Origin of the sequence: Trinickia violacea (assembly GCF_005280735.1) — a bacterium.
In the GTDB taxonomy this organism is placed as follows: Bacteria; Pseudomonadota; Gammaproteobacteria; order Burkholderiales; family Burkholderiaceae; genus Trinickia_A; species Trinickia_A violacea.
This window is the reverse complement of sequence record NZ_CP040077.1, coordinates 747,338-771,547: the sequence shown is the minus strand read 5'-3', so window position 1 is coordinate 771,547 and position 24,210 is coordinate 747,338. Positions and strand designations below refer to the sequence as shown.

Genomic DNA, 24,210 nt, shown 5'->3' with positions numbered 1-24,210 from the left:
GCGGAAGAGGCTGCAATTGCATCAAAACGCCCTCCGCCGAGGGCGCGTCGTCGACGAAAGCGTCACTCCTGACTTCATCAAGTTCATCGACCATCCGACCTGTCCGGTACCCTCGACAGGAAGCCCGAGGTGAAGGCGCCCGCTCAGTAGTAGCTGGCCCGGAGGGTGCACGCGCCCGACGTGCTCTGACAAGCTCTGAGTTTCAGCCGGCGGACGAACGCTAACACCTGTGGGTTCGTGCTCGCTATCGACCTCCGGCCTTGGATAATAAATGGAGCCGAGCGGTCATCGCCCCCGCCCTCCATTGAAACCCGCAGGGCACCCAGCGCTTTCGAGCACGGGGTACCTTGTTCGGCATACCTATGCCGCGGGAATTCAGCGGGTACCGTCACCACCGCCGCCCGGCGTCCTATAAGCTGCTGCCTTCTTCGCGGCAACCTTCTTCGCGGCAACCTTCTTCACGGCAACCTTCTTCGCGGCGACCTTCTTCACGGCGACCTTCTTCACGGCAACCTTCTTCGCGGCAACCTTCTTCACGGCGACCTTCTTTGCGGCGACCTTCTTCACGGCGACCTTCTTCACGGCGACCTTCTTTGCGGCGACCTTCTTCACGGCGACTTTCTTAGCAGCGGCCTTCTTGGCAGCGGCTTTCTTCGCGGGTGCGGGCATGAACACTCCTGTGGCTTTGGTGGAGGAAATGGAGGGACTTCTTTATGGGTGTGCCGGTAGCGCGTTGGCGGCTGATGCAGGCATAACCGTCGAGGCTTGCCCTGAAGCGGCGGCTGCCCCTGAGGCGGCGGCTGGGCTCGATGCAGATGATGACGCGGTTGACGATGTAGGTGCGAGTGCGGCTTCCGCGCTCGTCGGCCTCCGACTTTGAGGTTGGGGCGTGGGAATCATCACAGCTACAGCGGCCAAGACAATGGCTAGGACCGCGACGACTTGAGCGCGTCTGACCCAAATTGACTTGGATGCGCTGGCCTTCTTGTACAGGTCGTAGACAAGCCATCGCTGCAGTGCAGTTTCTCGGTAGTAACACTTAGTGACGTCTGTGTCGGTGAATGGCGGCGTGTTTCCGACAGGCGTCGTGGCTGCCGAGAGAGCACCGAAAACCTCACCGTCGATAAAACCTCCCACATTCCTGACGCGTAGCGCGAAGAGTGCGCAAGCCATCGTGAGAAGGAAACCGAACGCTGCGAAGGCTCGAAGGAAGTGTGACTGCTCCGCAAAGCCGGTACCCAGGATTGCAGTTGCGAGCCCTGACAGTCCCAACAGCATCTGTGCCTTCGTATCCAGTATGTCCAGTCGCTGCTTTTCCCACTGGCACAGATTCCACCATGTCTCGGTGAAGTGCTTTAAGACGTCTTTATCGGTAACTGCATCTAGGTGTTTGGCTTCGTCTTCGATAAATTTTATCTGCTTTGGAGTTAGCTGTACCGCAGTTGACTCGCCGGAGTGGCCCATGTTGGAAGCGGTGTTGGACATTTAAGTTGAAGAATGAAGTAATGCCGTGACTATAGCGGTGTTCGGACAATATTTCGTTGAATTGTGGAGAAGCTAGCTCTTTGAACCGGAGACTTCTAATCTCAGTTGGTCCTGCCTCACCATCAACCGTCCACGACGTCTTCGATACGGCGGAGCTCGAGTTCGTCTTGTCCACAGCTACCTCTGGAAAACCTCGGTATAGCGGTCGGCATTAGCTGTAGACAGTTTCTTGACAACTTGCGGCCGCACAGCGACGCTGCAAAGTTGTTCAAAGCTCGCGGCACATCTTCGAGAGTTCTTGGAGCACATGTCCATTCCGTAAAGGGTTGTCACGTAAACGAAAGACCAAGTTGTCCACAGAACAGCAGCTCCCTTGTTAACTGCTACTACGTATACATACAAATAAGTTAACGTCACTAAAGACTCTTGAACTTCCGAGCTGCGAGTTACGTTCGACCGCATGGATGGCCCCTCGATGAGGCTGGTCCCGAAGCTTTCCACGTTGACCGAAATCAAGGGCGGTAGAGCTCGGACATGATGGCGGCGAACACACACGAAACTGAGGTCTCACGCGAAAGCGTTGTTGCTCGCAGGACGGGCGTTCACGGAAGCGCGCTGCCTGAGGCACTCCTTCAACTAGAAAGGCTTTGGACAAGTGGCCCAGCACCAGGCCCTACGTGCCTAGGAAGGCTGAGCGCTCATGTCTAGTGTGCTCCGCCAGAGCGACCGCATTGCCGGTCCGATTGCGGTTGTTTCCGGCGGCACGTACCGCCTACAGTTACTTCAGTGCGCCGGGAGTTCGAGGCGTGCGATTTCCGCGAAGTAGCGTGCGCCGGTCATGAGGATGTCGTGACCAACAACCATGGACGCATTCGCCAGTGCACAATCGGTTTTTTGTTTCTCATTCGAGCGGCTTTTCAATAATCGCTATGTACAAGGTGTAGATTGCGACAAGCGTGCCGAAATCGCTGAAACTAAATTTCAGCTCCTTGTACACTTCTTTCGGAGAATAGAGCGCATACGCCGCAAGACAACACTTTATCGACCACGGAACGGGGGCACTATGGGAAGCTCAGGCTCGGGTAATTTTTCGGACTATCCTGGTACGAAGGCCAAGGAAGTCGCGGGGGACGGAACTGGCATGGCAGGCGGCGCGAGCGGCGTCGACAAATGCAAACAGGCCTTCGCGACTCTGTTGGAAGATGTCGGTCAGTGCGATTTCTATTCTCAGTTTAAGAAAGTTCCTGCTGCAGGCGACCAGTTGGGCATCGTCTTTGACAAGAAGCGCATCTTCGCGGTCGATGTGAACGGTGTGAAAGTCGGAGCGCTACCAACAGCGTTGAATTATCTCGCCGCATGTCTAGCAAGCGGCATTACGTATGTCGGCCTCGTGAAGTCGTCGGCGGAGAAGCCGGTTCCTACCGTGGAGGCTGACTTCGGTCCGCAATAGCCATGGCCCAAGCGGATGCAGTTCTGATTGTTGGCGAGCTAGTTGTTGACTTCACGCTCGCTCAGCACGGTGCAAAGTGCAAGCTTCGTTTGGGTGGTGTAGGTCATGCCGCGAGGGGGTTATGGGCCGCAGGGCTCAACTACTCCGTGGCGGCGTTTTGTCCGCAATACCTCGTTGACGAAGCGAAGCGCTATCTAGCGGAATGCGGGTGCGATGAGTTCATATGGCTTGGTGACGTCATCGGCGCTCCGAACGTCATCCTCATTGGTGACGCGACGGAGGTTTCGCATCAAGGCTACGAAGACTTGATGCGCGACACCAAGGTAGTGCAATTCCACGACCCGCTGCCGAGCCTCGATGCTTACCAGAAGGTTGTCGTCTTCCCCGGCCGATTCGATATCGGCACACTTGCCAGCACGTTTTCCAGGGACGCTCGTTTTTCGTTCGACATCGCATACGACCTCGAGGACCTGTCGTCGCTCGAGGTGTTCAGAGGGCGCGTGCAGGCGGTCATCATCTCGACATCGTCTTCGCTGTTCGAGAAGCTAGGTAAGGACTACGTTGATGGGTTGATGGACGCGGTGAAGACGCTGTCACCGGAGGTGTTCCTGCTCAAGGAGAATCGTGGCGGCAGCCGGCTCTTTGATTTGCGCGATGGCCGCGTCGAAGAGATACCTGCAACGCTAGGTAACACCATCAACTCCGTCGGGGTGGGCGACGTCTATTCCGCTGTGATGGTGGGTCTCTCTCACAAGGGATGGACTGAAGCGGCGTGGCGCGGGTGCCAGGCTGCGACAGTGTACTCGCAGACGACGTTTCCTGATGACATCAAGCGCGATGTGGAGCGCGGGTTCCTGCTTTCGTTGGATGTGCTGCAAGCGCTGGGTGGGACCGTACTTCCGTGGCACGACCGACCACGTTACTCCATTTATCTGGCAGGCCCGGATTTCTCGTATGTCGATAAGCCGGAACTTGACCGCGCTACGGCGAGCCTCGCATACCATAACTTCAGCGTGCGGCGGCCAATACAGGAGAACGGAGAACTGAAGCGCCCCGCGGGTATGGCGGACCTGCATCGCGCGTATCACGTGGACTACGCGCTGCTGAAGGAATGCGACGCTGTCTTCGCAGTTCCTCTCGGTCGTGACCCGGGAACGCTGGTCGAAATCGGCATGGCAATCGCGCTCGGGAAGCCTGTCGTCACCTACGACCCTCGGAAGGAAAATGAGAACACGATGGTCGTCGTCGGAAGTTCGGTATACTCCGCGGACCTTGATGCGTGCCTCAACGGCACCTTCGTCGCGCTTGCCAAATTGAGGGCGGAATCGCAATGAAAAAAGCGCTTCTCCTGGCCTCCGGAGGGCTCGATTCAACGACCGTTGGGTTCCAGCTTGCGGCAACCGGCGTCGAAGTCGTACCAATTTTCTTTGACTACGGGCAACATTGCGTAGAAGTCGAGTGGAGTCGCGTTAACGAAGTCTTGCCCGCCGATATGCAGCGGCCTGAGCGCTTCAACATATCGGACATCTTCAGAGGTTCGCAGTCACGGCTGATTCGCGAGGCTGACCTCTGGAGTGAAGAGGTCAAGGACGACGACTTGTACATCCCGTACCGAACGATGCTGTTCTTCGCCGCTGCTGCGGCGCGCGCACAGACTGTCGGTATTCTGGATGTCTATACTGGCTTCATCAACAGCAACCACGCCAAAGAAATTGACTGTACTGCCGCATTTATGAACAGTCTCGACGGACTCACATCGAGCATCGGCCCCGTTCGTTTTCACTCGCCGTTCCGCGATTCATCCAAGGCCGATGTGGCGCTGGTGGCCGCGGAGCTTGGCGTGCCTATCGGACGAACCTACTCGTGCCAGGCGTCTGCACAGTTTCCGTGCGGCGCATGTCCGAACTGCGTCGAGCGCCTGAACGCATTGAAAGAGGCGAAGTTAGTATGAGCAGGACCGGAGCTAAAGGGGCCGCCATCGAGGTGTTGCTCGCAGCGCGTCGTATCGCCGACCATGCGAAGGATGAAGGCGCGCTCTTCGAGGAGAAACACCCGCGTGCTACGTGCGAGCACCTGGGAGCCGTTCTCGCAGATTCCGTGCTCCAGGCGGGGCTCAACTACACGACTGTTGTGCGTCCGCGGGTATTGGCCATCCTGCGGGCACATCCGAATCGCCTCACGATTTCTTCGTTGGTCGCGCTGATTCAAGACGGCAAGACAGGTGAGTTCCTGAACTGGCGCCACCATGAGAAGGTGACTCGCTTCGAAGCGCTGGTCATCTTCTTGCAAAGGTGGGGAATCGAAGACGTTGAGGATTTGCGCGCCGGTCTGGCATCTGAGGAGTTTTGCGATGCGATTCAGACTGTCAACGGAATCGGCCCGAAGACCGTGGACTACATGGCGTGTCTCGTTGGTATCGACGCCATCGCTGTGGACCGTCACGTAAGGACGTTTGCGAAGACGGTTGGGGTTAAGAACGACGACTATCACTTCCTGCGCAAATCCTTCTGCTGCGCAGCCGACCTTCTTTCATTACCGCGACGAGAGTTCGACGCTTGGCTATGGCGTCGGGCTGCGGCGCCGGCTCAGGTGCAGCTGACCCTCGAAGTCTAGGCACGCTTGGCGGAGTAGCGGTTTACGGCGAGAGTCATGGTGTCAGCACGTCAAGCTACCTGGCGAGGCTTACGCGCGGCTGTGCGTGATGAACGTCGTTTCGGAATGCGCGACTATTGGCCCACTTGCGGATAGAAGCTGCAGTTGCTGACGAAATCCCGAATTTTGTCGCGAACTCCACTGATATCCACGGCGCCTGCGTTCCCAACGGCTCCGTCCGCCGCCACCCAAGTCGTTATGGTCTTCGAGGTCAATAGCTTCTGGACCTCCGCGGGCGCGAGAACGCGCGTTACCCAGATAGTTGAGTCATTCGGGGCAAGGCCATCGTTCGCGCTGCCTTTTCGCTTAGTTTGAATCGTCTGCTCGTCGAAAGTGAAGAAGGACTGCGTCGCCCAGTCATACTTCTGCTTCGAATCTTGGGGATTGGTGACAATGCCCCCCATCAATAGCAACTGGCCGTCGCGAGCACAGCTGAATATGAAGCGAGCGCTGTAGGTGGTGTATTTCTGCTCGACGCGGAGGTACGTCGAACCTTTGACCTGCTTCAACTCTGCGGTCGTTTGCTCGATACCGTTATTTGAGAAGTGAAGCCTGCTGGCTTCCGCTGCGCTCAGCCAAAGAATGTCATTGGGCTGAACCGAAGTTGAGGCCGAGAATGCCAACGCATCGACGCCCATTCGTTGAAGGTAGGCGACCAGCATGCCGCTGACTTCCTGACTCGTGCCGTTGCTAATATCATTGCCCTGTGAATAGAACTGGTGAACGCCGAGCCTTGTGTTGCCGCCAGAATAATATCGGCCGCGGCCGCCGGCAAAAGCATAGGCGCACGCACTCGCGCAGATGCCGCTTGCGACCATCCCCCCGTGAGCGTACGTAGCGATGCCGGTATCGAATCCGAGCTTCCTGATGGTGTCGCCTAACGCCACGCCGCCCATAAGCGAGCCGCCAGCGGAGTTGAACAACACCATGCCACTCTCGATGTGATTCGCGCGAACAAACTGTTCCAATTCGTTGGCGCTCGTTGCGGTTATCTCCCCGTCCGCATAGATTCGAGTGGTGTCTCCGTGTTGGTCAATCCAGGTCACGACGTCTGGGACGTTGTGCTTGGGTGCAGTGAACGTCATCGCGTTTGCGGAACTACTCGCGAAGCCGAAAACCAGCAAGATTAGTCTCAGCGTTTTCATAGTTCTATTCCCCGTATTTCCCTCGAATGGCGCTCTAAGCGGCGGCGATACCTTTAACTAACCCTTCTTCTTCACGGACGGTGAGGAGCGGCGCAGTACATTGTCGACGACCGGGTTCGCATGTCGTAGTCGTCGATTTAGCTTGGCTAGCTTCTTTGCCCGCTCGCTCGCAGCCGGACTCGTGCTCGACTGCGGCTCAGGCCACAGAATCTTCCACCATGATATGGGCGAGATTGAATCATCGAGGCTTGCTTCGTACTCTCGCAACCGTGCTATACCCGGAAATTCTTCGACCGCCCGGCCTATGAGGCGGCGTGCAGAACCATCGTCGCCGGCGAGTCTATACATCTCAGCTATGGTGAGCGCGCCCGCTGCACCGAGAACGGCGCCGACGTTAAGTTTCTTTTCTCCGTACCGACGTCGGACGTATGTCTCGAAAATCGCTTCGCAGCTTCTTGCTGTCCAAGGCGGCAATTGACCTCCATAGACGTACATAAAGAATCCTTCGGGGCACTCCGTTTGCAACTCGCTAATGAAATGAGAAACGCGCTGACGCGAGTGAGATTTTTCCTCCTCTGCCAGGAAGTGAGAGAACCAAAAGTGCAGCGCGATTAGTGGACGCCGTTGCTCAGGTTTTGCCACTGATGGCAACAGCGTCTCGATTTTTGCCGTTACATTGCGGATGTCAGTGACTGGCGTAGCATTCAGCAGCGCTTGTTCGACCTGCTGCAAGAATCCGTTCAAATACAAATAGGCAGACTGGAGGGAATATCCTTCCGCGTTATGTATCCACATGCTGGGGGCAAGTGGTGCGCGCAGTAGATTGGGGAAGTCGTCCACATACGCGAATTCTTCGTATTCGGTCTTCGGGGCGCGACAAATAAACTCAAGAATCACGGAGCGAGCGACTCGCGCGAGCCCTTCAAATGTCAGGAGCGGTACCCCGTCTACGTGCATCAAGTCGGTCAGTGCCATAGGCGATGCCAGCAGGCGAGGTATCGACTTAAGCGTGTGAACGTAGCCTGAACGAACGTTGTATGCATTCTTCAATGCGACTTCCAGGTCGCCTCTACCTGCTGGCGCTACTCGTCCTTCGGTTTCGCGCCGGAAAAAATCGGAGTCGAGATGAGCCAAGGTAAATTCGCGAAACCTCCGACCGATAGCGACATGCTCTGCGCCGAGGATTGCGTCGCGAACGGCGAGCGCGACTTCAGTTGGCGCACCTTCAAGAGCGTGGTCAATCGGCTTACGCTTCTTCTGGTCGTAGTCATCCCACTCAGGGCTGAAACGGTCGAACTCCTGCGCGAGCGATTCGATTGCAGCAACCAGCAGGGCGTAAGCAAGGTCCAGGTCATCTGCTAAACGATGCGTTGCCGTTACGAATCGTCGAATCGCTTTCATTGCGCCGGAGAATGATTTGCGCTCGAGCTTGAGCAGGTCGCCGAAGAAAGTGGAGAGTCGCGCGCCAGCCTGGTGGTCGTACGGCAATGACATATCAAATATTTTTGATACGTATTGCCTGGGAAGTTTGGGAATACCTAACGGCGGTCGTTGGGTGGTGAGCAGGCGCATCGCCAAGTCATGGTCGGGCGTCAGCAAGCGCTGCAGAGAAAACGAGGATACAGCGGCGAAGTCGTGAATGAATGCATCCGGGCCGACCGACAGAATCACGCCTGCAGCGCGAACATTCGGCTGGCGTTCTATGACCTCACAAACGAGCGTTCCGATATCTCCCCAGCGCGCTGCTGGAGACAAACTTCCTGCCTGCGTCGTGATGCAATCGCCAGGCAGCATCTGGAAGTTCGAATACAGCACACCTCGATGAATCGTGTTGTACGTGTCTTCAGTGTTGAAGAACTTGCCAGTGCTGATTTGGAGCATTGTTTTTGTCCATAGACTAGAGCGCACGCAATGAATTCGCGATGAATTCATTGCCCTGGTTATTGCGCGTCACACACTAGCGGTCTACATCATCCTCGCCTTCGAGTTTGAGCTTGCGGCGTACGCGAGGTGGCGTCAGTCGAGATAACGGCGTCTGCCGCTCCGGCAATGTTGGCTGTGGCAACGCGACCTGCAGCCCTCGTAAGCGTTCACACGCACGTAGCGCTGCTACCAACGTCTCGATGGTGCCCGAGCCGTCCCGCTCGAATCGCTGGTAGGTCCTCAGTGGGATGCCGGCCACCCTCGCAAACTCCAACTGGGACTTGTTCTGCCTGATGCGCTCAGCGCGTACACGGTCGCCGATTGCCAGGGTTATCTCTATGTCGCTCATACTATCGAAGCTGGATATCTCATAGTTGCTCATGGCGAAAACCTGTGGATAACGTTTATCAGGCACGATAACACGCCATATTTGGCGCTGTAACGGTGATTAATTGACAGTCAACCTTCCTTCAGCTTAAAGTCCTTACGGTCGAAACTGCCGACGATAAGAAGAATGACTGAAAGTAATCCCTACCGTGTGCTTTCGCTCGACGGCGGTGGCGTCCGGGGCCTGTACACCGCTGTTCTTCTTGCGGAACTGTCGCGCCGCTTTGCAGCCCAGGACCATGCGGCCCCGGTGCCGGACTTCGACTTGGGTGCGCAGTTCGACATGATTGTTGGGACGAGCACTGGGGCGATTCTCGCGGTCGCCTTGGCAGCGGGCGTCTCCCTTACCGAAGTGGCGCGACTGTTTCGCGACAAGGCGGCGGGTATCTTCCAGCACCCGGTCCCCGATGGCGGCGTGGGGTTGTTAAGCTGGATTTACAGGCATTTGCGCAAGCCCGCAAACGCACCTGAGGCGCTTCGAGCAGCACTAGCCGACGTGCTTAAGGACGAGACGGTCAAGGAGATGTACGAGCGCCGGGGCATTGCGCTTTGCATTCCAACGGTCAACGTCGAGACGAACAAGGCCTGGGTGTTCAAGACGCCGCACGACCGCCAGGAAAACCGCCTGCATCGCGACGACAACTACAAGTTGGTTGATGTCTGTATGGCGTCGGCCGCGGCGCCGATTGTCTTTCCGCTGAAACGCGTCGAAAAGCCGGAAGACAAGGCCCAGGTGAACTGGTTCACCGACGGCGGCCTGTGGGCGAACAATCCCTCGCTCGTGGCGTTGACCGAGGCGCTCACGATGGCGGAGCCCGAGCGACCGATTGAGCTGATGGCGGTCAGTACCTGCCCGCCTTTCAAGGGTAAGACGCTTCGTGACCATGATGGGAGTCGTGGGCTCCTCGGCTGGAAAGGCGGCCTTGGCATTGTGGAGGTTGCGCTCGACGCGCAATCCTTCGCGTACCACTACGTCACGAAAGCCGTTGCGGACACAGCGAATCGGCCCGTCCGCTATGTTCGCCTGATTGACCCCGATGTCCCCACTGGCCAGGCAAAGCACCTGAGTCTCGACAACCCCAGTCGGCAAACGCTGGAGTTGCTGACCAAACTCGCGCACGACGCGGCGGACCTGAACATTTCTGCGGCTACCGCACAGAAGAATCCGGAACAGCCACTCATACGCGAGTTCTTCCGCGGTATTCGACCACTTGTCGCATCGAACGTAACCGAATCTGGAGAGAAATAATGGCGAATGTTAACAAGCAGCTTCTTGCCTTCTTTAAGTGTGAGGTCGCGCTCACCGAGGAGACCAAGTCGGATATGCGTAATCGCCGGCGCAGCTGCGAAGAGCGGCTGGAGCGTGGATTGGAACGGAACAAAAAGCCGAAGGTCGACAGGTTCGTCAAGCAAGGTTCATACGCGATGCACACGATGACCCAGTCGAACTCCATTACCTCGGACATCGACAACGGTGTCGTTTTTCATGAAGACAAGCTTGTTGGCGACCGCGGCGGCAAGTTCAATGCCTATGACGCCAAGTGCATGGTGCGCGACGCATTGAACTACGACAATGCGTTCGAGCGTCCTCCGGAAGTGCTGAAGAACTGCGTGCGCGTCTTCTACGCGGATGGCTTCACAATCGACATGCCCGTGTACCGCGAAATTGGCGAGGGCGACGAGGCGAAGTACGAACTCGCCGCCGCAGACTGGAAGCATTCCGACCCGGAGGCGGTCACCGAATGGTTCCAGGACAACGTCACACAGAAGAGTCCTGACGTCGTCGATGGGCGCCAGATGCGCCGCCTGGTGCGCCTGCTGAAGGCGTGGTCGAAGAGCCGCGCGTCCTGGTCCTTGCCTAGCGGCTTCGTCCTGTCGATTCTGACGAATGAGGTCTATCCGTACGGCGGCTATCCAGACCGTGAAGACCACGCGCTCTATCAAACGGTGCAGCAGATGCACAATCGGCTGCGCTGGAACCTGATAGTTAGCCGGCCGGTCCCGGAGTACGAGAACGTGACGAAGACGGCCTCCGACGCCAATATGGTCAATCTCCGAGACAAACTGAACGAAGCTGTTGATGGTCTCGCGCCGCTCGGCGACGCGAAGGCGACGGACCTTGAAGCGCTCAAGGCGTTGAAGTGGTTCTTCTGCACCGACTACTTCGACAAAGAGATTGAATCGCTCGAGGAAGCCGCGAAGGCGAGTGCGAAGTTCGTTTCGACGGAGTCGCGTCAACCCTCTGGGCCGGTCGTGAAGTCGGGCGGCGAAGGACGCTATGCCTGATAGCGCAATGGCAATGGTGGTGACGGAAGGCGTTCTGTCGCCAACGTTCGAGACCCTCGTCGGACGTTGGCCTGGCACCTCGGAACTCACCGAGCCAGCACTCGCGCGCCTATACCCTAATCGGGGATTCACTCTCGGATGGCGGATTCCGGCAGCAGAGTTGGGGCTGCCGGAACCACTCATCGTCGCTCTGGAGCGGGAGGGCGCCTTCCGGGTGCCGCGCATTGCGGTCGAGCGGCGCCCTGAACCGTGCGAGATGCCTCATCTCGAAGGCGATGGTGTGTTCTGTTTGCTGCCGTCGTCGACACCGATTAGGCTGCCCGTCACGGGCGAGTTGGCGGTTTATCTCGTAGAGGAAGCCGTCAAAGTCTATTCGGACGCGCTGACTGGTGCAAACCGGAAAGACTATCTCGACGAGTTTGGTACGTACTGGACCTTGGACTGCGCGGAAGGGCGCGGCGTCTATGTCTGGCTTCGCGATTTTGTGCAGACGCGGACTGTCTACACCGTGAACGTGGCGAAGAGCGTGATGGTCGCCGACTCTACCGAGGGCGTTGAAGACTGGATGAAGAAGCTGGGGCGTCCGGTCAGGCGTCAAAGCGTCCGCAAAGCAACGTTCGTGCGCTTGAAAGAGCCTCTCTATCCGGAAGACTATCCGTCGAACTCGGCGGAACTTCTCCGCCTCCTGTTCCGACGATGCCCGGAAGCAGTGGAGATGGTATTGACGTCGGTTCGCCTCGGCGAAGACGTCGTAGTTGTATGGTGTTTTGAGCATGACGGTCAGCCGGTGATGGGCGCGACAATCACGCAGGTCCAACATCAATTCCCGCATCCGCCCAATCGCGGCCAAGCTTTCTTGTCTGGGCGCAACCGTGTAAGGGTTCCAGCGAACGTCCTGACGAACAGGCTGTCGCAAGCTAGGTTTCCTAGCAAGCGCGCATCTGTTGTTCGAGTTGACAGCGACTTCCTTGTCCGACGCACGGCAGGAGAAGCTGTTGATGCGGTGAAAAACCTCAATGTGGTCGTGGTGGGTTGTGGCGCGCTGGGCGCGACGGTGGCCATGCTGCTGGCGCAGGCCGGCGTGCGCAAGATGACCCTCATTGACGGAGACGCTCTCACTTACCAGAACGTCGGCAGGCACATATTGGGCGCCCATTACATCGGAAGGAATAAGGCGGAGGCGTTGCGCGATGAAATCATTGCGAGATACGTGGACTATTCAATTCTCGCACTTGCGTCGAAATGGCAGCTCGCGCGGGAAAGCAACGCAAGGCTTTTTGAGAAGGCTGACCTCGTTATTAGTGCGACCGGCGACTGGATTTCCGAGGCTGAACTGAACGCTTTGCTCGAAGAAGCGGAAGTCCCACCGACCATCTTCGCGTGGCTCGAACGATATGGGGTCGCAGGCCACGCCACTTTCGTGTCGGCTGACGCATCGCTGCAGTGGGCGCTGAATGAGTATGGTGAAGCGATTTACCAGGTGGCGAAGGTGACGGGTGACACGCCGCGAGAGGCGGCATGTGGTGCGTTCTATCAACCATTTTCTGCGGCAGCCTCAGCTGAGGTTGCTGCGATGACTGTCAGTCTGGCCATTGCAACTGCGACGAGCGAGGTCACGACCGGGCAAACATGGACGTGGATTGGACAGTACGAAAATCTGTTGAAGACGGGCGCCGAAATTAAGCCGTTCTGGCGTCCGCTGGTCTTCGACGGCCCGGGCTTCCAGAAGGTGTACCGGCATCAACTCGTCCCGCCGTCGAATGAGGCTGTTAGCCCGCAATGAGTAAGTGCTATCTAACAGCCTTCGGGCACGTTGAACTGACCGACGACGTGCTGGATACGCTTTACCGTTATCGTCAAATAAAGGCCACGTCAAGTGAAGCGGGTGGCCAACTGTTCGCGCGCTTTGACGCCGACCGGATGGTCATTCTATGCGCGACAGAGCCGACGACGAAGTCGCGGCGTGGGAGGACGTTCTTCTGGCCTTCCCGGCGTGATGAGCAGCAGGAGATAGAAGCGCTGTTTGCCGACGGGCTACACTACGTCGGCGACTGGCATTCGCATCCTGAGTCGTTCCCTGAGCCGTCGTCAGCCGATATCGATAAGATTCAGGGGATATACGGCAATTCAAAGCACGACTTGAACTGCATGATGATGCTCATTGTGGGAACGAGCGAGACAGCAGAAGGGATTTGGTTCGGCAGCGTCTCGGAGGATGGTCTGCATCCCGCTAAGCTGGTCGAGTGATTGTCGCGACGCGGCAGGTCGCGACTGTCTTACTGTGCCGGCCAGTGTCATTGGAACAAGACCTGCGGAGTCTAAGAACCGATGGAACCGCTCATCAACTTCTCACTGCTCCTTTATGCCGTCACTTGAGCAGCTAGATTTTCCGGCGCTGTGGCGACTTCCGCTTTCGCGACCGTGCCATTGGCGACAACAGCCTGCGTCGCCGATGCCTTCTTGGTCGCAGTCTTCTTTACGGTCGGCGCCGCTCTCTTGGCAGCCGATTTCTTGGATGCCGCGCTTTGAGGCGCAGCCCGCTTTGCGCTGACAGCCTTCTTGGCGCCAGCTTTCTTCGCCGCCGGAGCCGTGGTCGCCTTTACAGTCTTGGCGGACGCCTTCTTCGCAACCGGCGTGGTTTTTTTGGTCGCTTGCTTCGTCTTGCTCGCAACAGTTGCATCGGCCGCAACCGCAGCGGTGGAATCAATCAAAAACTTCGAACGGTCTTTGGCACCAGCCAGCCAAGCCGGCGCACGTCCACGTCCCCTCCACTCCGCACCGGACTTGGGGTCACGGTAGAGCGCCGGCTGCCGACCTTTCGGCTGCCCCTTTCCAGCACCCGAACCAACAGCCTTCGACACCGTCTTCTTGACCGCAGTCTTTGCCTTGTTCGCTGTTCCGGCGGTCGCCGCGACAGTCGCTTCAGCACTGCCTGCAATCAAGAATTTATTCCGGTCTTTAGCCTCAGCAATCCATGCGGGAGCCCGTCCGCGGCCAGTCCAAGTAGCGCCGGTTTTGGGATGCTGATATTTAGGTGCGACTTTGGCTTTTTCGCCTGTGGCGGCGTTCGTCTTGTTCGCGGCCGCGCCGACCGTCAGCCCTTTTGCCGCCCGCTTTGCCTTCGCTTTGGCTTCGATATCTTCCGTGGTCAAACCATGTTTGAGCATCAGCGCTCGGATTTGGTCGACCACCGCCTGAGCTTTCTTTGAAATCAGAGCATCGGCTTGGGCCTGCAATTGTTTCATCTTTGCCTGAATCTGTTCTAGTGTTGCCATATGGACTCCCGGTGTGGGTGATGAATGTCCGCACTATGCCATAGGCACCATGGCACGCGCATAACTTTGCTGAGCGAAAGGCCACTCATCTCAATGACGACCACCCTAAATAGAATGCCAGCCGACGGTACGGGCGTATGGTTCGGTTACGACGATTTCGAAATCCATTCCCCCGACGGCAAAGTTGTTGTGCTTCTTCCCTATGCAGGAGAGCCGCCGCACGGAGACTCGTATCACCAGATATTGGTGAACGGGACTCGCGTTCCCGGCCTTGCCTGGGCTGGACTCTTCGCATGGTCCCCATGCTCGAGTTTCTTCGTAGTTGAATGGATGGAAGTCAAATACGAGCGGAAAATTGCAGTCGTTGACGTACACGCCGAACGACTGTTCATTCTCCCGACCCGGACGCCGCATCGGTCATTTGTTTTCCCCAACATATTCGATAGTGAACGCCCAGGCGGCACCCCCATCTTCATCTTTAGGGGCGACGAAGCATGGATTCCGTATGGATGATGGACAGCACGTGGGAGCCTGATGGCTGAGTTGATGCATCATGGGACTCACTTGTCATGAGCGGGGAGTCTCACGGCCTGCCCAGGAGAAGCCATTAGTCGTGCGCGCTAGACGTTTTACCGAGACCGCGGATGACGGCCACCACGGCGTGGCCGCATCCTTGGATGCAAGCCTCAAGTTAGCAACGGCGGCCTGGCGTTACCTTCTTGCTCATGTCTATGACCTTGCCGCCTTGGCGTCCCGGAATTTGCGCGCCAGCTCTCGCTGGAACGCGTCGTCGGATTCAATCCCGAACCACTTCCTGACAACAGCGCGGTCCCATCGCAACGCGCGGCGCCCATGAGGACCGGCCATCGGCGGAACCCGCAAAGGCTCGCGATTCGCATCCCTTCGCACGGTTCGTGCGGGACGGCCCAACCAGGTCGCCAACTCAGTGACGCCAAAGTAATGCCGCGGTGGTTTGCGTATCGACGGGCGTCGGCGGATGTTGGTCCGCTCGGGATGCCGAGCGCGTCGCAACGAAGGAACCCGAAGGTTGGCCCTCGGCAATGTGGAATCTGTGGCGAAGGTGAGCTTGACGAGGTCGAGCGCGAATGTGTTGAACGTCAACGATGCCTTACCGATTTGATAACTACGCTGTACTGACTCCATCAGTCGCAGCGACTGCACCGCGAACGAATCCTCTGACAGGAACTCATCCAGGTCCACTTTCGTTGCGTGTCGCGTTTTCCAGGTTCGATACTCTCGGTCGAATATGCCGACAGTTCCGGTCTCAAGCAGGCGCACGGCCTCGCGGACGGAGCGAACCGGATGACCTCCTACTGTCCAGCCATTAAGCATCCGGTTTCCCATCATCACGCAAGTCCTGATGCGCAGCTGCGGTGGACACACCCAGCCAAGCCGTTGAAATAATTGGGCTCGCTTTTCCTTGTCCTGGAATGCCGCTGCCGCCCGGTCCAGTTGCCCCGCCGCGTCCTGCGCGTAGTTGAGCGACCTCCGGAGTTCATGAATGCCTGTTGGATGAATGGGATTTTTGCATTCGAAAAGATAGAGCGTGTCACCCCTCATCGCCAATACATCGATGTCGAGCTCACGGCCTTCGTGTCTCGTCTTCAATGGCGCGAGCGCCCGGAAGCCGGCAGTCTTCAGCGCTGCTCCAAGCATGACTTGAACCGGGTCCCTGTCGTTCGGCCACTGGATTCGTGTCTCCGTGCTCTGGAGCAGGTTGCGGAAGACATTTGACATCCCAAGTATGTTCAGCGGAACAATGTACCGCCCGTCTACTTCAAGAATCGGCCGGTACTGAATGTCGAAGAAGTATTCGCGTTGTCGGGAATGAGATAACGCGTCAATGACCCTGTCCACGTACTCGGGGAGGACGCAAGTCGACAGGAGTTTTTTGAGGTCTTCCCGGCTGAAAACGGGAATGCGGCTTCGCATGGAAATCGGCTCGTCAAGTGCGTGCAATCCGCCAAGCTCTCTCCAGAACAGCGTTCTCAAGATATCGACGTAACGCTGCACCTGCCGTGCTTCTTCAACCGGTAAGCCATTCTTCAGCTTCAGACCGAGCAGCTCCTCCGGCTTGCAGAACATGTTGTACGCAGTGGTTTCGACCTGAACCACCTCCTCCCTGAACGGAGTTGCACTCAACTGTTCCCGCAGCGAGGGGGAGCCTGGAACCATCAGGGCGTAACGGGGGATAGGATGCATAAGAAGCCGCAGCCAACGTCGGCTGCTGCGAGCCCGCAAAGCGTCGACGAACTCGCCACAAGACGGTAAGTCTGCGTGGACCGCCCGCCATTGTTGCGATATCAAAATACTCGAAAGCGCGAACTGAATATAGCCGAGTCGGATACTCTGCTCAAGTCGCTCGTCACGTGCACGGACGGTTATTCTCCCGTCGCTCGCGCTTGCCACATACCCATAGGCATCAACCAGCGTCTCGGCTTCACCTATCTGCCGCAACAACATTGCGTCCTCGAGCATCCGGCGGTACAAGCCAGACCTCAATCCATCTTCATCTACCAGCCCGAAATTGTACGGCTCAACTGTCACACACTCGAAATACAGGTACGTGAGGAGCGACAGCCCCTCGCCGAGTTCCTCAATGCTGTGGTCGGTCGATGTTGGGTCTCGCCCGCTCATCTCCAGTATCTGGAACGCTAGGTCCAGTTCAGCGTATGCGCTTTTAAGGGCTATCGATTTTTTTTCGCGGAGGGTCGCCGTCAGCCTAGTCCTTACATGCACCGCTTCTTTCGAGAGCACAGTAAGAGCGATGATTGATTGCAAATATGCAAGGCCATCAGCGGTCATGTCTCCACCGACCCGGCTCGTGACCTTGGTCAGTACTCGCATTAGAAACGCGCCGTCATACCCATATCGACTCGCACGAAAATGCCCCCAACTTCTTATTTTCCCAAGGACAAGCTCCTCCGCGTGCAGCAGTGCCAGACATAGCAGGTCCTCGGTTCGCCTGGCGTTGCCCGATTTGAAGCAATCTTCAATGGTCCTCTTAAGCCACGCTAAATCCGCGGCAACGAGCGGCCGAAGCACGGGCAACTCCGACCGAATCGCTTCTGCGGTCCAAGGCTTCGTACCCAGCCGTGTTGCGGCCTCTTCGATGCCTGTCATCAAACCCCCGGTCTAGCTTTTCGCGGCCTTCATTCTATTCCGTGATGCCGGTTTCCAGCGGCGGCGAACTATAAGGCGACTGCCTGACAGCCCTCGGTGCCTATTAGATTTTCACGCTTCAATTCAATTCAATCAAAGACGGCTGGAGACGGCCCTCACGCAGCCAGTCGGTGCTCGTAGTATGGCCGGTCCCGGTCATCAAGAGTCGCATACTGTGCCGCCAAGTCCGACGCATCCGGATTCAGCCACGCGTCGACGTTCTCCGGTTTGATGGGAATGATGCAGCGGTCGTGTCCTGCGGCTGCAATTTCTGGCGGTGGTTCGTCCGTGATTGCGGCGAACGACAACAGGTCGGGTTCGCCTTTTCCAGTCCAACAGGACCAGAGGCACGCAACGAGCATGTCATGCGTCGGTTGGGGCTCGAACTGAAGAATGACGTTCTCGTCCTTTTCGCCATCCGCGAGTTCTCGTCCCTCCATCTTCGCTCTGCTCACGTTCTCATAGAACGAACTGACGACAAGAATCCCATGCGAGTAGCCGAAAAGTGGCTTCCAAAAGCCGCCCAGATTGTCACGACGCGCATTGTAGGTGCCTGGAAATCTCACGTCATAGTTCGCCGGCTTGCCAGCAATGCGACACTGGTAACGCATCGGTTTCACGACGCGCTGGCCATTTTCAACTACAAGAATCGGGGCGTAGTGGCCCGGAAAGATGCGCGAATCGCGTGCCTTGGGCGACGTACGTCGGATGTCCTCAAGCTTGCCGAGGGTCCATTCGATTTTGTCTGTTGCGATGCGCTGGCTCTCAGTCGCGGCTTTCGTTACTTTGGTTTGCAACGAGCGTTCCGCGTCGGCAAGGCGTGCCCGTTGTTTAAACAAGTCCCGCTCTAGCGTCGCTACCTGCTGGGTGTTGTATTTGTCGATGAGAGCCTTGATTTCACACTCCTCGTCCGACTGAGGGTTGGCGAAAGCATCCTCCATCGCTTTCGGTATCTTCGTCTTGCTACCCTCTGCGCGCTCAAAGAACAACTGTGCGAATTCGTGAATGCCCATATGAGCACCGAACATTCTTACGTACTTGCGGTAGTCCGCCTGAATTTGAGCCGAGTAGCACATACGCACCTCCGTGTTCGGAGTTCCATGATACTCGCGCACTGATTTACGCTGAGTCGGGCTGCACCATAGAAAACGTCAGTGGAAATTCCTGCTGGCAGCCGGGAGTTCCCCGAGCAGGTGTGACATGTCAATGAGTCGTTGCGCCACCAAGTGCCGAACTTCGCCCTCGCACTGCCAGACGCCCAATACCCCAAGCAACGAGGCGCCGAGGACTTCTCTGCGGAACCGTTCTAGCACCTTTGGCCACACTATAACGTTCACGTTTCCCGTCTCGTCCTCAATCGTGAGGAAGATGACGCCCTTTGCAGTCTCGGGACGCTGCCGCACCGTGACGATGCCGCAGCCTCGTGCAAGCCGGCCGTTGCGGTATGTATTCAGCGTCGCTGCTGGCATTAGCCGCATTGCTTGCAACTGCGGCCTTAATAGCTCCAGCGGATGCCGCCCGAGTGTAAGCCCCATAGACTGATAGTCGCCGACGATGTCTTGGGCTTCCGATGGTGCTCCGAGCTCCGGTGTCTCATCCTCCAAAACCGCTGCCGCGAGCATGTCCTTGTCGGGTACGGCCGCGACCGACTGCCACAAAGCCTCGCGTCGATTGCCTGCAAGAGAAGACAGCGCGTTCGCCGCGGCAAGCACCTGCAGGTCGTGACGGTCCAGTTGAGCACGTCTTGCAAGGTCTAGCACCGTCGTGAACTGTCGCACGGCTCGCGCATTCTCAATACGCTCCGCGGCGCCGTCCCGCATACCTCGCAGCAACGACAAGCCAAGCCTGACGGCAGGCTTCTCAGCTCCGCCCATGCGCTCGAGCGATGAATCCCACCCGCTTATCGTGACGTCCACCGGCAGTACCTGGACTCCGTGCCGCTTCGCATCCTGGACCAGTTGTGATGGCGAGTAAAAGCCCATCGGCTGCGAATTCAACATCGCTGCGAGAAACGCTTCCGGCTCGTGGCACTTTAGCCAGCTGCTGGCATAAACGAGCAGTGCGAAGCTGGCCGCGTGACTTTCAGGGAACCCATACTCACCGAAGCCGAGAATCTGCTGAAAGATACCATCCGCGAATGTCTTGTCGTACCCGCGTTCGAGCATGCCGTTGACTATGCGGTCATAGTATTTATCCAGGCCACCTTTGCGCTTCCATGCAGCCATAGCCCTTCGAAGTTGGTCTGCTTCCCCAGCGGTGAAACCTGCAGCCAGAATGGCAACCTGCATGACTTGCTCTTGAAAAATTGGTACACCTAATGTTCTTCCCAGCGCAGTTTTGAGCGCATCACTAGGATATGTCACCGGTTCAAATCCCTGGCGACGCTGAAGGTAGGGATGCACTGCACCGCCCTGAATAGGTCCAGGACGCACGATGGCAACTTCGATGACGAGGTCATAAAAAGTGCGAGGCTTGAGCCTTGGCAGCATGCTCATCTGCGCGCGCGATTCAATCTGAAACACGCCGACGGTGTCCGCACGCGAAATCATCTCGTACGTTTCCGGGTCCTCGGCAGGTATGTCCTGCATCTCGAACCGCTCGCCACGCTGGTCTGATACCAGGTCCAGCGTGCGACGAATTGCTGACAGCATCCCAAGGGCCAGTACGTCAATCTTCAACAGGCCAAGTGACTCGAGGTCATCCTTGTCCCACTCGATGACCGACCTGTCCACCATCGCAGCGTTCTCAACCGGTACGAGACGCGTGAGCTTGCCCCGGCTGATAACAAAGCCGCCGGAGTGTTGGGACAGGTGACGCGGAAATCCGAGCAACTGCGACGCGAGCGATGCCCACGCTTGAATGAGCGGCGTCTCCGCGTTGAGGCCGGACTCAGTAAAACGCCTGAGGAGGTCCCGCTTGCCATCAAACCATTGATGACTTTTAGCTACCGCATCGACAATTTGCGGGTCGACGCCCAGCGCTTTGCCGGTCTCCCTCAAAGCGCCGCGGGGCCGATACGTCGAAACGGCCGCTGCGATTGCGGCGCGGTCACGACCGTATTTTTTGTAGATGTACTGGATTACTTCTTCTCGCCGTTGATGCTCGAAGTCAACATCGATATCGGGCGGCTCGCCGCGCTCCTTCGAAATGAAACGCTCGAAAAGCATATTGCCGCGCGCCGGGTCGACCTCTGTCACGCCCAGGCAGTAGCACACCGCAGAATTGGCGGCCGAGCCCCGGCCCTGACACAGGATGTGCTGGCTGCGCGCAAACCGCACAATGTCATATACGGTAAGGAAGTACGGCTCGTACTGTAGGTCCGCTATTAGCTCGAGCTCGTGCTCAATCTGTTCCTGCACCGCGTTCGGGATGCCCGATGGAAAACGTCGCTGTGCACCGATGTACGTCTCTTGCCGCAGGTACGCCGCCGGCGTGAAGCCCAGTGGCACGAGTTCATCTGGGTACTCATAGCGCAACTCATCCAGGGAAAACGTACAGCGACTCGCGATATCGACTGTTGCTGCGAGTGCTTCGTCCGGGTACAAATTGGCAAGCCTTAACCTCGAACGCAAGTGCTGCTCGGCGTTCGGCGCGAGGTCATAGCCGCATTCATGTACAGGCTTGCCGACGCGGATAGCGGTCATAGTGTCTTGGAGCGGCTTTCTCGAGCGCACATGCATAACCACATGACCCAACGCTACGACCGGGACGTCCTGGTTGCGGGCGACGAATTCGACTGAGCCTCGATGGATGTCATCCATCGCGCGCTGATGCATCACCAGCCCCACCCAAGCTCGGCCCGTGAACGTGTCATCGAGCCATTCGACTTGCGTCGCGAGAACATCTTCTTTCGCAGGAAAGTCCGGCACGAGAATGGCGATGCAATCTGGCATCCCGAGCAGGTGCCGGTTTTCCTTGTCGGGTCGGGAGAGGTCCTGCGGAGTGAGGCGGTATTCACCCTTCGGCGCGCGCGTGCGGGCCAACGTAATCAACTCGCAGAGATTGCCGTATCCTTCGCGATTCTTAGCGAGCAGAATGAGCCCGAAGGCGGGCGACCCGTCGGCGTTCTCCAGCCGGAAATAGGAGCCGACGATAAGCGGTAGCTTCGCTTCCTTGGCAGCAACATGCGCGCGCACAATGCCCGCCAGCGAACATTCATCGGTCACGGCCAGCGCCGAATAGCCTAGCTGAGCCGCGCGCTCGGCCAGTTCCTCCGCATGGGAGGCTCCATGCAGAAAAGTGAAGTTGGAAAAGCAAAACAGCTCGGCGTACGCCGGCAGAACATTGAAGGTCGTGTCCATGACACATCATCCGAAGAGGCCATGTAAATACCAGCGCGGCTCTTCCTCCACGTCCCGGCTGCTTACGCGTTCACGATAAATCCAGTAGCAGCTCTGGTCCTCCGCCTGAGCGACAAAATAATCGCGCGTAACCAGTTCGCCGCCGAACCACCCGGCCTCAATGCGTTCACCGGGCGACACCATGCGTAACGGCGAACCGTAAAACGGGCGGTGCTGGCGCATCAATAGGCGCACCGGTTTGTCCAGCATCCAGGTCGGCCTGGGAAGACCTTCAGGAAGCGCTTCTTGCTTCAATTGCCGAGTCACCGGCACCCACCGATTGGCTATCTCAGGCCGGTGGTCAGCCGTCGGTGCGGGCCGAAGCACATTCTCTTCACCGAGCCGCGCGACGAGCAACTCAAGCAACCGCGCATGGTCCTCGCTGGACCCTCCCGGCTCCGGAAAAAGCGTGTCGGAAGCCGGTGCTGCGGGTTCGACTTTGGATGCATCGAGACGCAATGCGATAACTGGCGCAGTGAGCTCGATGCGATGCAGCCGTTCCTTTAGTAGCCGGATGAGGTGCACCTCTCTCCATGTCGGCTCCCCCAACGCAATGTCGATGGTCGTTGGTTCGATGGCATGGCGCCCACGCTCGTGTTCCAGCAGGAGCTTTATCGCTGTAACCGCAAGTTGCTTGGCGCAAAGCCATCCGCACAGCTGTGCAACAAGTCGATGCGCACCAAAGACTGCGCCGTCCGCATGCTCGAGGCGGTCGGGCATCTCAATGCGCGCCGAGAAAGTTGGCGGCAATTCGAGCCAGTCGAACAGTTCCGGGGCCGTGCCGAACGCGCGGTCGAGCGAATCAAGCAGATGTTCACCGCATCGCCGCTGCAAGCCGGCGCGTGGCAGACGTCTTACGTCGGCGATGGTCTCGCAGCCGAGTCCGGAGAACCACTCTCCGAACGGGCGAACCTCCGGTACAGCCATCATCGGCAACACGGACAGCCGTTGCTCGAGTGAAGCCAATTTCAGCACTCGACGGTTCCCGTATTTCGCAAGCAACCATGCGCCTTGACCGGTAGGAGCCGCGCTGACGCGCGCCGTAAATCCCAGCGTCGCCAGCACCGCCTTTGCTTCGCGGCATAGCGCGAGCAGGCCGCCGAACAAACGCAGGCTCGCGCCGACCTCCACAACGACTGTCGCTTCATCAAGCAACGCAACTTCCGGCGAGAATCGCATCAAGGCCACGCCTACCTCACGCTGCGCAGCGGCTTCGCGACCCGCGTCACGCTCGTGCATCTCCGTCTCGGGAGACAGGGTGAGCACCCCACCGCGTTTCAACCCAACACGCACGCCGGCCGCGCGAGCCGCGCTGTCCGCGATGACAACCTTGTCTTTCTCAAGCACAGCACTCCCGTGAGCCGGCTCAGGCGACCACTTCGGTCGGAATGCTTCGAGCGGCAGCTTCGGCAGATGAACGGCGAGAAAGACGCGCATGTCGGGAAAGCAAAACGGGTGTTGGTTGGAGGGGAATTGATAAGGGCTCTGCGCGAGAGGGCCCTCGTCGTTTCACGATATCGACAGTTAAGCCGTCGGCCGATGGTCTTAGCGCCAACCGCAAAAGCGCCGGCGACGAATCCTGGGCGGCGGCAAGAGGCCTCACCATCACGAAAAGCGTTTCCGACGACTGCGCTGCAAGGTGCAAACGTCGAAGTGATGACGCCTGCGCGTACTGTGTCCAGAAAATCAGTGCGCTGCAGCTACCCGCACGCAAAATCTGCTCGGCGGACCAAAGGGCATCGGACGTCTTCGGTGCCTTCACTCGCAGCAATCGCTCGAGCGACAGGCCGATATAGCTCAGGCCCAGTCCGTCCGGGAGGTGCGGCGGCTGGACCAACGCGATGGGCCGCTCGCCAAGCGCGCTGAGCGCCGGCCGCAGGAGCCGCACCTCGCCGACGCCCGCCTGCTGGACCAACAAGTCGACGAACGCGCCGACTGGCCAGCCACCACCGGGCAGCTCGGCGGACAGGGCGGCATAGCCCGTTTCCACGGTGCGCCCACGCCCGCGTGCGAGCTGCGAGGCTCGCCACAGCGACGGGTGAATCTCTTCGGCATGGACTGGAACTGCGGCCATAGGTAGTGCA

Annotated in this window: 19 protein-coding genes; 8 read left to right on the top strand and 11 right to left on the bottom strand. The window is 58.0% G+C overall.

Annotated elements, in window-relative coordinates; genetic code table 11:
• Positions 1-375: 375 nt before the first annotated feature.
• Both FAZ95_RS03515 and FAZ95_RS03510 read right to left on the bottom strand, forming a co-directional pair.
• The gene (locus FAZ95_RS03515) at positions 376-669 is read right to left on the bottom strand and encodes a histone H1-like repetitive region-containing protein (protein ID WP_137331175.1); all 294 of its coding nucleotides are present in this window, start codon (positions 667-669) and stop codon (positions 376-378) included.
• A 42-nt stretch (positions 670-711) separates the two neighbouring features.
• Positions 712-1,485: a hypothetical protein gene (locus tag FAZ95_RS03510; protein ID WP_137331174.1), complete on the bottom strand. Its 774-nt coding sequence runs from the start codon at positions 1,483-1,485 to the stop codon at positions 712-714.
• An 862-nt stretch (positions 1,486-2,347) separates the two neighbouring features.
• Here FAZ95_RS03510 and FAZ95_RS39900 point away from each other — a divergent pair.
• Genes FAZ95_RS39900 through FAZ95_RS03490 form a run of 4 tightly spaced genes read left to right on the top strand, consistent with a single transcriptional unit; the run spans position 2,348 to position 5,548 of the window.
• Entirely contained in the window at positions 2,348-2,935 is a 588-nt protein-coding gene (locus FAZ95_RS39900; RefSeq protein WP_254699800.1) for a hypothetical protein, read from the top strand.
• Between the two features lie 2 nt (positions 2,936-2,937).
• The gene (locus tag FAZ95_RS03500; protein WP_137331173.1) at positions 2,938-4,269 is read left to right on the top strand and encodes a nucleoside 2-deoxyribosyltransferase; all 1,332 of its coding nucleotides are present in this window, start codon (positions 2,938-2,940) and stop codon (positions 4,267-4,269) included.
• Positions 4,266-4,886 (top strand): 7-cyano-7-deazaguanine synthase, encoded by a 621-nt coding sequence (locus tag FAZ95_RS03495; protein ID WP_137331172.1) that lies wholly within the window; start codon positions 4,266-4,268, stop codon positions 4,884-4,886. The genes FAZ95_RS03500 and FAZ95_RS03495 overlap by 4 nt, the downstream gene beginning before the upstream one ends.
• Positions 4,883-5,548: an HhH-GDP family DNA glycosylase gene (locus tag FAZ95_RS03490; protein ID WP_137331171.1), complete on the top strand. Its 666-nt coding sequence runs from the start codon at positions 4,883-4,885 to the stop codon at positions 5,546-5,548. The genes FAZ95_RS03495 and FAZ95_RS03490 overlap by 4 nt, the downstream gene beginning before the upstream one ends.
• Positions 5,549-5,661: 113 nt before the next feature.
• Here the strand turns inward: FAZ95_RS03490 and FAZ95_RS03485 are convergent, their stop codons facing one another.
• The 3 genes from FAZ95_RS03485 to FAZ95_RS03475 form a co-directional block, all read right to left on the bottom strand.
• Positions 5,662-6,732, bottom strand: coding sequence for a COG3904 family protein (locus FAZ95_RS03485; RefSeq protein WP_137331170.1), 1,071 nt, complete (start codon positions 6,730-6,732; stop codon positions 5,662-5,664).
• 57 nt (positions 6,733-6,789) lie between these two features.
• The gene (locus tag FAZ95_RS03480; RefSeq protein WP_137331169.1) at positions 6,790-8,613 is read right to left on the bottom strand and encodes a hypothetical protein; all 1,824 of its coding nucleotides are present in this window, start codon (positions 8,611-8,613) and stop codon (positions 6,790-6,792) included.
• Positions 8,614-8,689: 76 nt separating this feature from the next.
• The gene (locus FAZ95_RS03475) at positions 8,690-9,037 is read right to left on the bottom strand and encodes a helix-turn-helix domain-containing protein (RefSeq protein ID WP_137331168.1); all 348 of its coding nucleotides are present in this window, start codon (positions 9,035-9,037) and stop codon (positions 8,690-8,692) included.
• Between the two features lie 132 nt (positions 9,038-9,169).
• On the opposite strand from FAZ95_RS03475, the gene FAZ95_RS03470 reads away from it, so the two are divergent.
• The 4 genes from FAZ95_RS03470 (at position 9,170) to FAZ95_RS03455 (ending at position 13,575) form a co-directional block, all read left to right on the top strand.
• A complete protein-coding gene (locus tag FAZ95_RS03470) occupies positions 9,170-10,291 on the top strand; it encodes a CBASS cGAMP-activated phospholipase (RefSeq protein ID WP_137331167.1) in 1,122 nt (373 codons plus the stop codon).
• Positions 10,292-10,410: 119 nt separating this feature from the next.
• Entirely contained in the window at positions 10,411-11,328 is a 918-nt protein-coding gene (locus FAZ95_RS03465; RefSeq protein WP_137331166.1) for a cyclic GMP-AMP synthase DncV-like nucleotidyltransferase, read from the top strand.
• Positions 11,329-11,335: 7 nt separating this feature from the next.
• Positions 11,336-13,111, top strand: a complete 1,776-nt coding sequence (locus tag FAZ95_RS03460; protein WP_217497424.1) for a ThiF family adenylyltransferase — start codon at positions 11,336-11,338, stop codon at positions 13,109-13,111.
• On the top strand, positions 13,108-13,575 hold the full coding sequence (locus FAZ95_RS03455) for a Mov34/MPN/PAD-1 family protein (RefSeq protein ID WP_137331164.1): 468 nt from the start codon (positions 13,108-13,110) through the stop codon (positions 13,573-13,575). Before FAZ95_RS03460 ends, FAZ95_RS03455 begins: the two co-directional genes overlap by 4 nt.
• 113 nt (positions 13,576-13,688) lie before the next feature.
• Here FAZ95_RS03455 and FAZ95_RS03450 read toward each other — a convergent pair whose 3' ends face one another.
• From FAZ95_RS03450 to imuA, 6 genes are all read right to left on the bottom strand, one after another.
• Positions 13,689-14,603, bottom strand: coding sequence for an H-NS family nucleoid-associated regulatory protein (locus tag FAZ95_RS03450; protein WP_137331163.1), 915 nt, complete (start codon positions 14,601-14,603; stop codon positions 13,689-13,691).
• A gap of 729 nt (positions 14,604-15,332) precedes the next feature.
• Complete coding sequence (locus FAZ95_RS03445; protein ID WP_137331162.1) at positions 15,333-17,747, bottom strand: hypothetical protein; 2,415 nt, start codon at positions 17,745-17,747, stop codon at positions 15,333-15,335.
• A 155-nt stretch (positions 17,748-17,902) separates the two neighbouring features.
• The gene (locus FAZ95_RS03440; RefSeq protein WP_137331161.1) at positions 17,903-18,862 is read right to left on the bottom strand and encodes an SOS response-associated peptidase family protein; all 960 of its coding nucleotides are present in this window, start codon (positions 18,860-18,862) and stop codon (positions 17,903-17,905) included.
• Between the two features lie 75 nt (positions 18,863-18,937).
• Entirely contained in the window at positions 18,938-22,087 is a 3,150-nt protein-coding gene (locus FAZ95_RS03435) for an error-prone DNA polymerase (protein WP_137331160.1), read from the bottom strand.
• A gap of 6 nt (positions 22,088-22,093) precedes the next feature.
• Complete coding sequence (locus FAZ95_RS03430; RefSeq protein WP_175425510.1) at positions 22,094-23,563, bottom strand: Y-family DNA polymerase; 1,470 nt, start codon at positions 23,561-23,563, stop codon at positions 22,094-22,096.
• Positions 23,493-24,200, bottom strand: a complete 708-nt coding sequence (imuA, locus tag FAZ95_RS03425; protein ID WP_137331159.1) for a translesion DNA synthesis-associated protein ImuA — start codon at positions 24,198-24,200, stop codon at positions 23,493-23,495. Before imuA ends, FAZ95_RS03430 begins: the two co-directional genes overlap by 71 nt.
• Between the last annotated feature and the right edge of the window lie 10 nt (positions 24,201-24,210).

Bases quoted from the DNA above. Each gene is read 5' to 3' on its own strand.
- FAZ95_RS03515 (WP_137331175.1), bottom strand. From the start codon at position 669: ATGCCCGCACCCGCGAAGAAAGCCGCTGCCAAGAAGGCCGCTGCTAAG.
- FAZ95_RS03510 (WP_137331174.1), bottom strand. From the start codon at position 1,485: ATGTCCAACACCGCTTCCAACATGGGCCACTCCGGCGAGTCAACTGCG.
- FAZ95_RS39900 (WP_254699800.1), top strand. From the start codon at position 2,348: ATGGACGCATTCGCCAGTGCACAATCGGTTTTTTGTTTCTCATTCGAG.
- FAZ95_RS03500 (WP_137331173.1), top strand. From the start codon at position 2,938: ATGGCCCAAGCGGATGCAGTTCTGATTGTTGGCGAGCTAGTTGTTGAC.
- FAZ95_RS03495 (WP_137331172.1), top strand. From the start codon at position 4,266: ATGAAAAAAGCGCTTCTCCTGGCCTCCGGAGGGCTCGATTCAACGACC.
- FAZ95_RS03490 (WP_137331171.1), top strand. From the start codon at position 4,883: ATGAGCAGGACCGGAGCTAAAGGGGCCGCCATCGAGGTGTTGCTCGCA.
- FAZ95_RS03485 (WP_137331170.1), bottom strand. From the start codon at position 6,732: ATGAAAACGCTGAGACTAATCTTGCTGGTTTTCGGCTTCGCGAGTAGT.
- FAZ95_RS03480 (WP_137331169.1), bottom strand. From the start codon at position 8,613: ATGCTCCAAATCAGCACTGGCAAGTTCTTCAACACTGAAGACACGTAC.
- FAZ95_RS03475 (WP_137331168.1), bottom strand. From the start codon at position 9,037: ATGAGCAACTATGAGATATCCAGCTTCGATAGTATGAGCGACATAGAG.
- FAZ95_RS03470 (WP_137331167.1), top strand. From the start codon at position 9,170: ATGACTGAAAGTAATCCCTACCGTGTGCTTTCGCTCGACGGCGGTGGC.
- FAZ95_RS03460 (WP_217497424.1), top strand. From the start codon at position 11,336: ATGGCAATGGTGGTGACGGAAGGCGTTCTGTCGCCAACGTTCGAGACC.
- FAZ95_RS03455 (WP_137331164.1), top strand. From the start codon at position 13,108: ATGAGTAAGTGCTATCTAACAGCCTTCGGGCACGTTGAACTGACCGAC.
- FAZ95_RS03450 (WP_137331163.1), bottom strand. From the start codon at position 14,603: ATGGCAACACTAGAACAGATTCAGGCAAAGATGAAACAATTGCAGGCC.
- FAZ95_RS03445 (WP_137331162.1), bottom strand. From the start codon at position 17,747: ATGACAGGCATCGAAGAGGCCGCAACACGGCTGGGTACGAAGCCTTGG.
- FAZ95_RS03440 (WP_137331161.1), bottom strand. From the start codon at position 18,862: ATGTGCTACTCGGCTCAAATTCAGGCGGACTACCGCAAGTACGTAAGA.
- FAZ95_RS03435 (WP_137331160.1), bottom strand. From the start codon at position 22,087: ATGGACACGACCTTCAATGTTCTGCCGGCGTACGCCGAGCTGTTTTGC.
- FAZ95_RS03430 (WP_175425510.1), bottom strand. From the start codon at position 23,563: ATGCGCGTCTTTCTCGCCGTTCATCTGCCGAAGCTGCCGCTCGAAGCA.
- imuA (WP_137331159.1), bottom strand. From the start codon at position 24,200: ATGGCCGCAGTTCCAGTCCATGCCGAAGAGATTCACCCGTCGCTGTGG.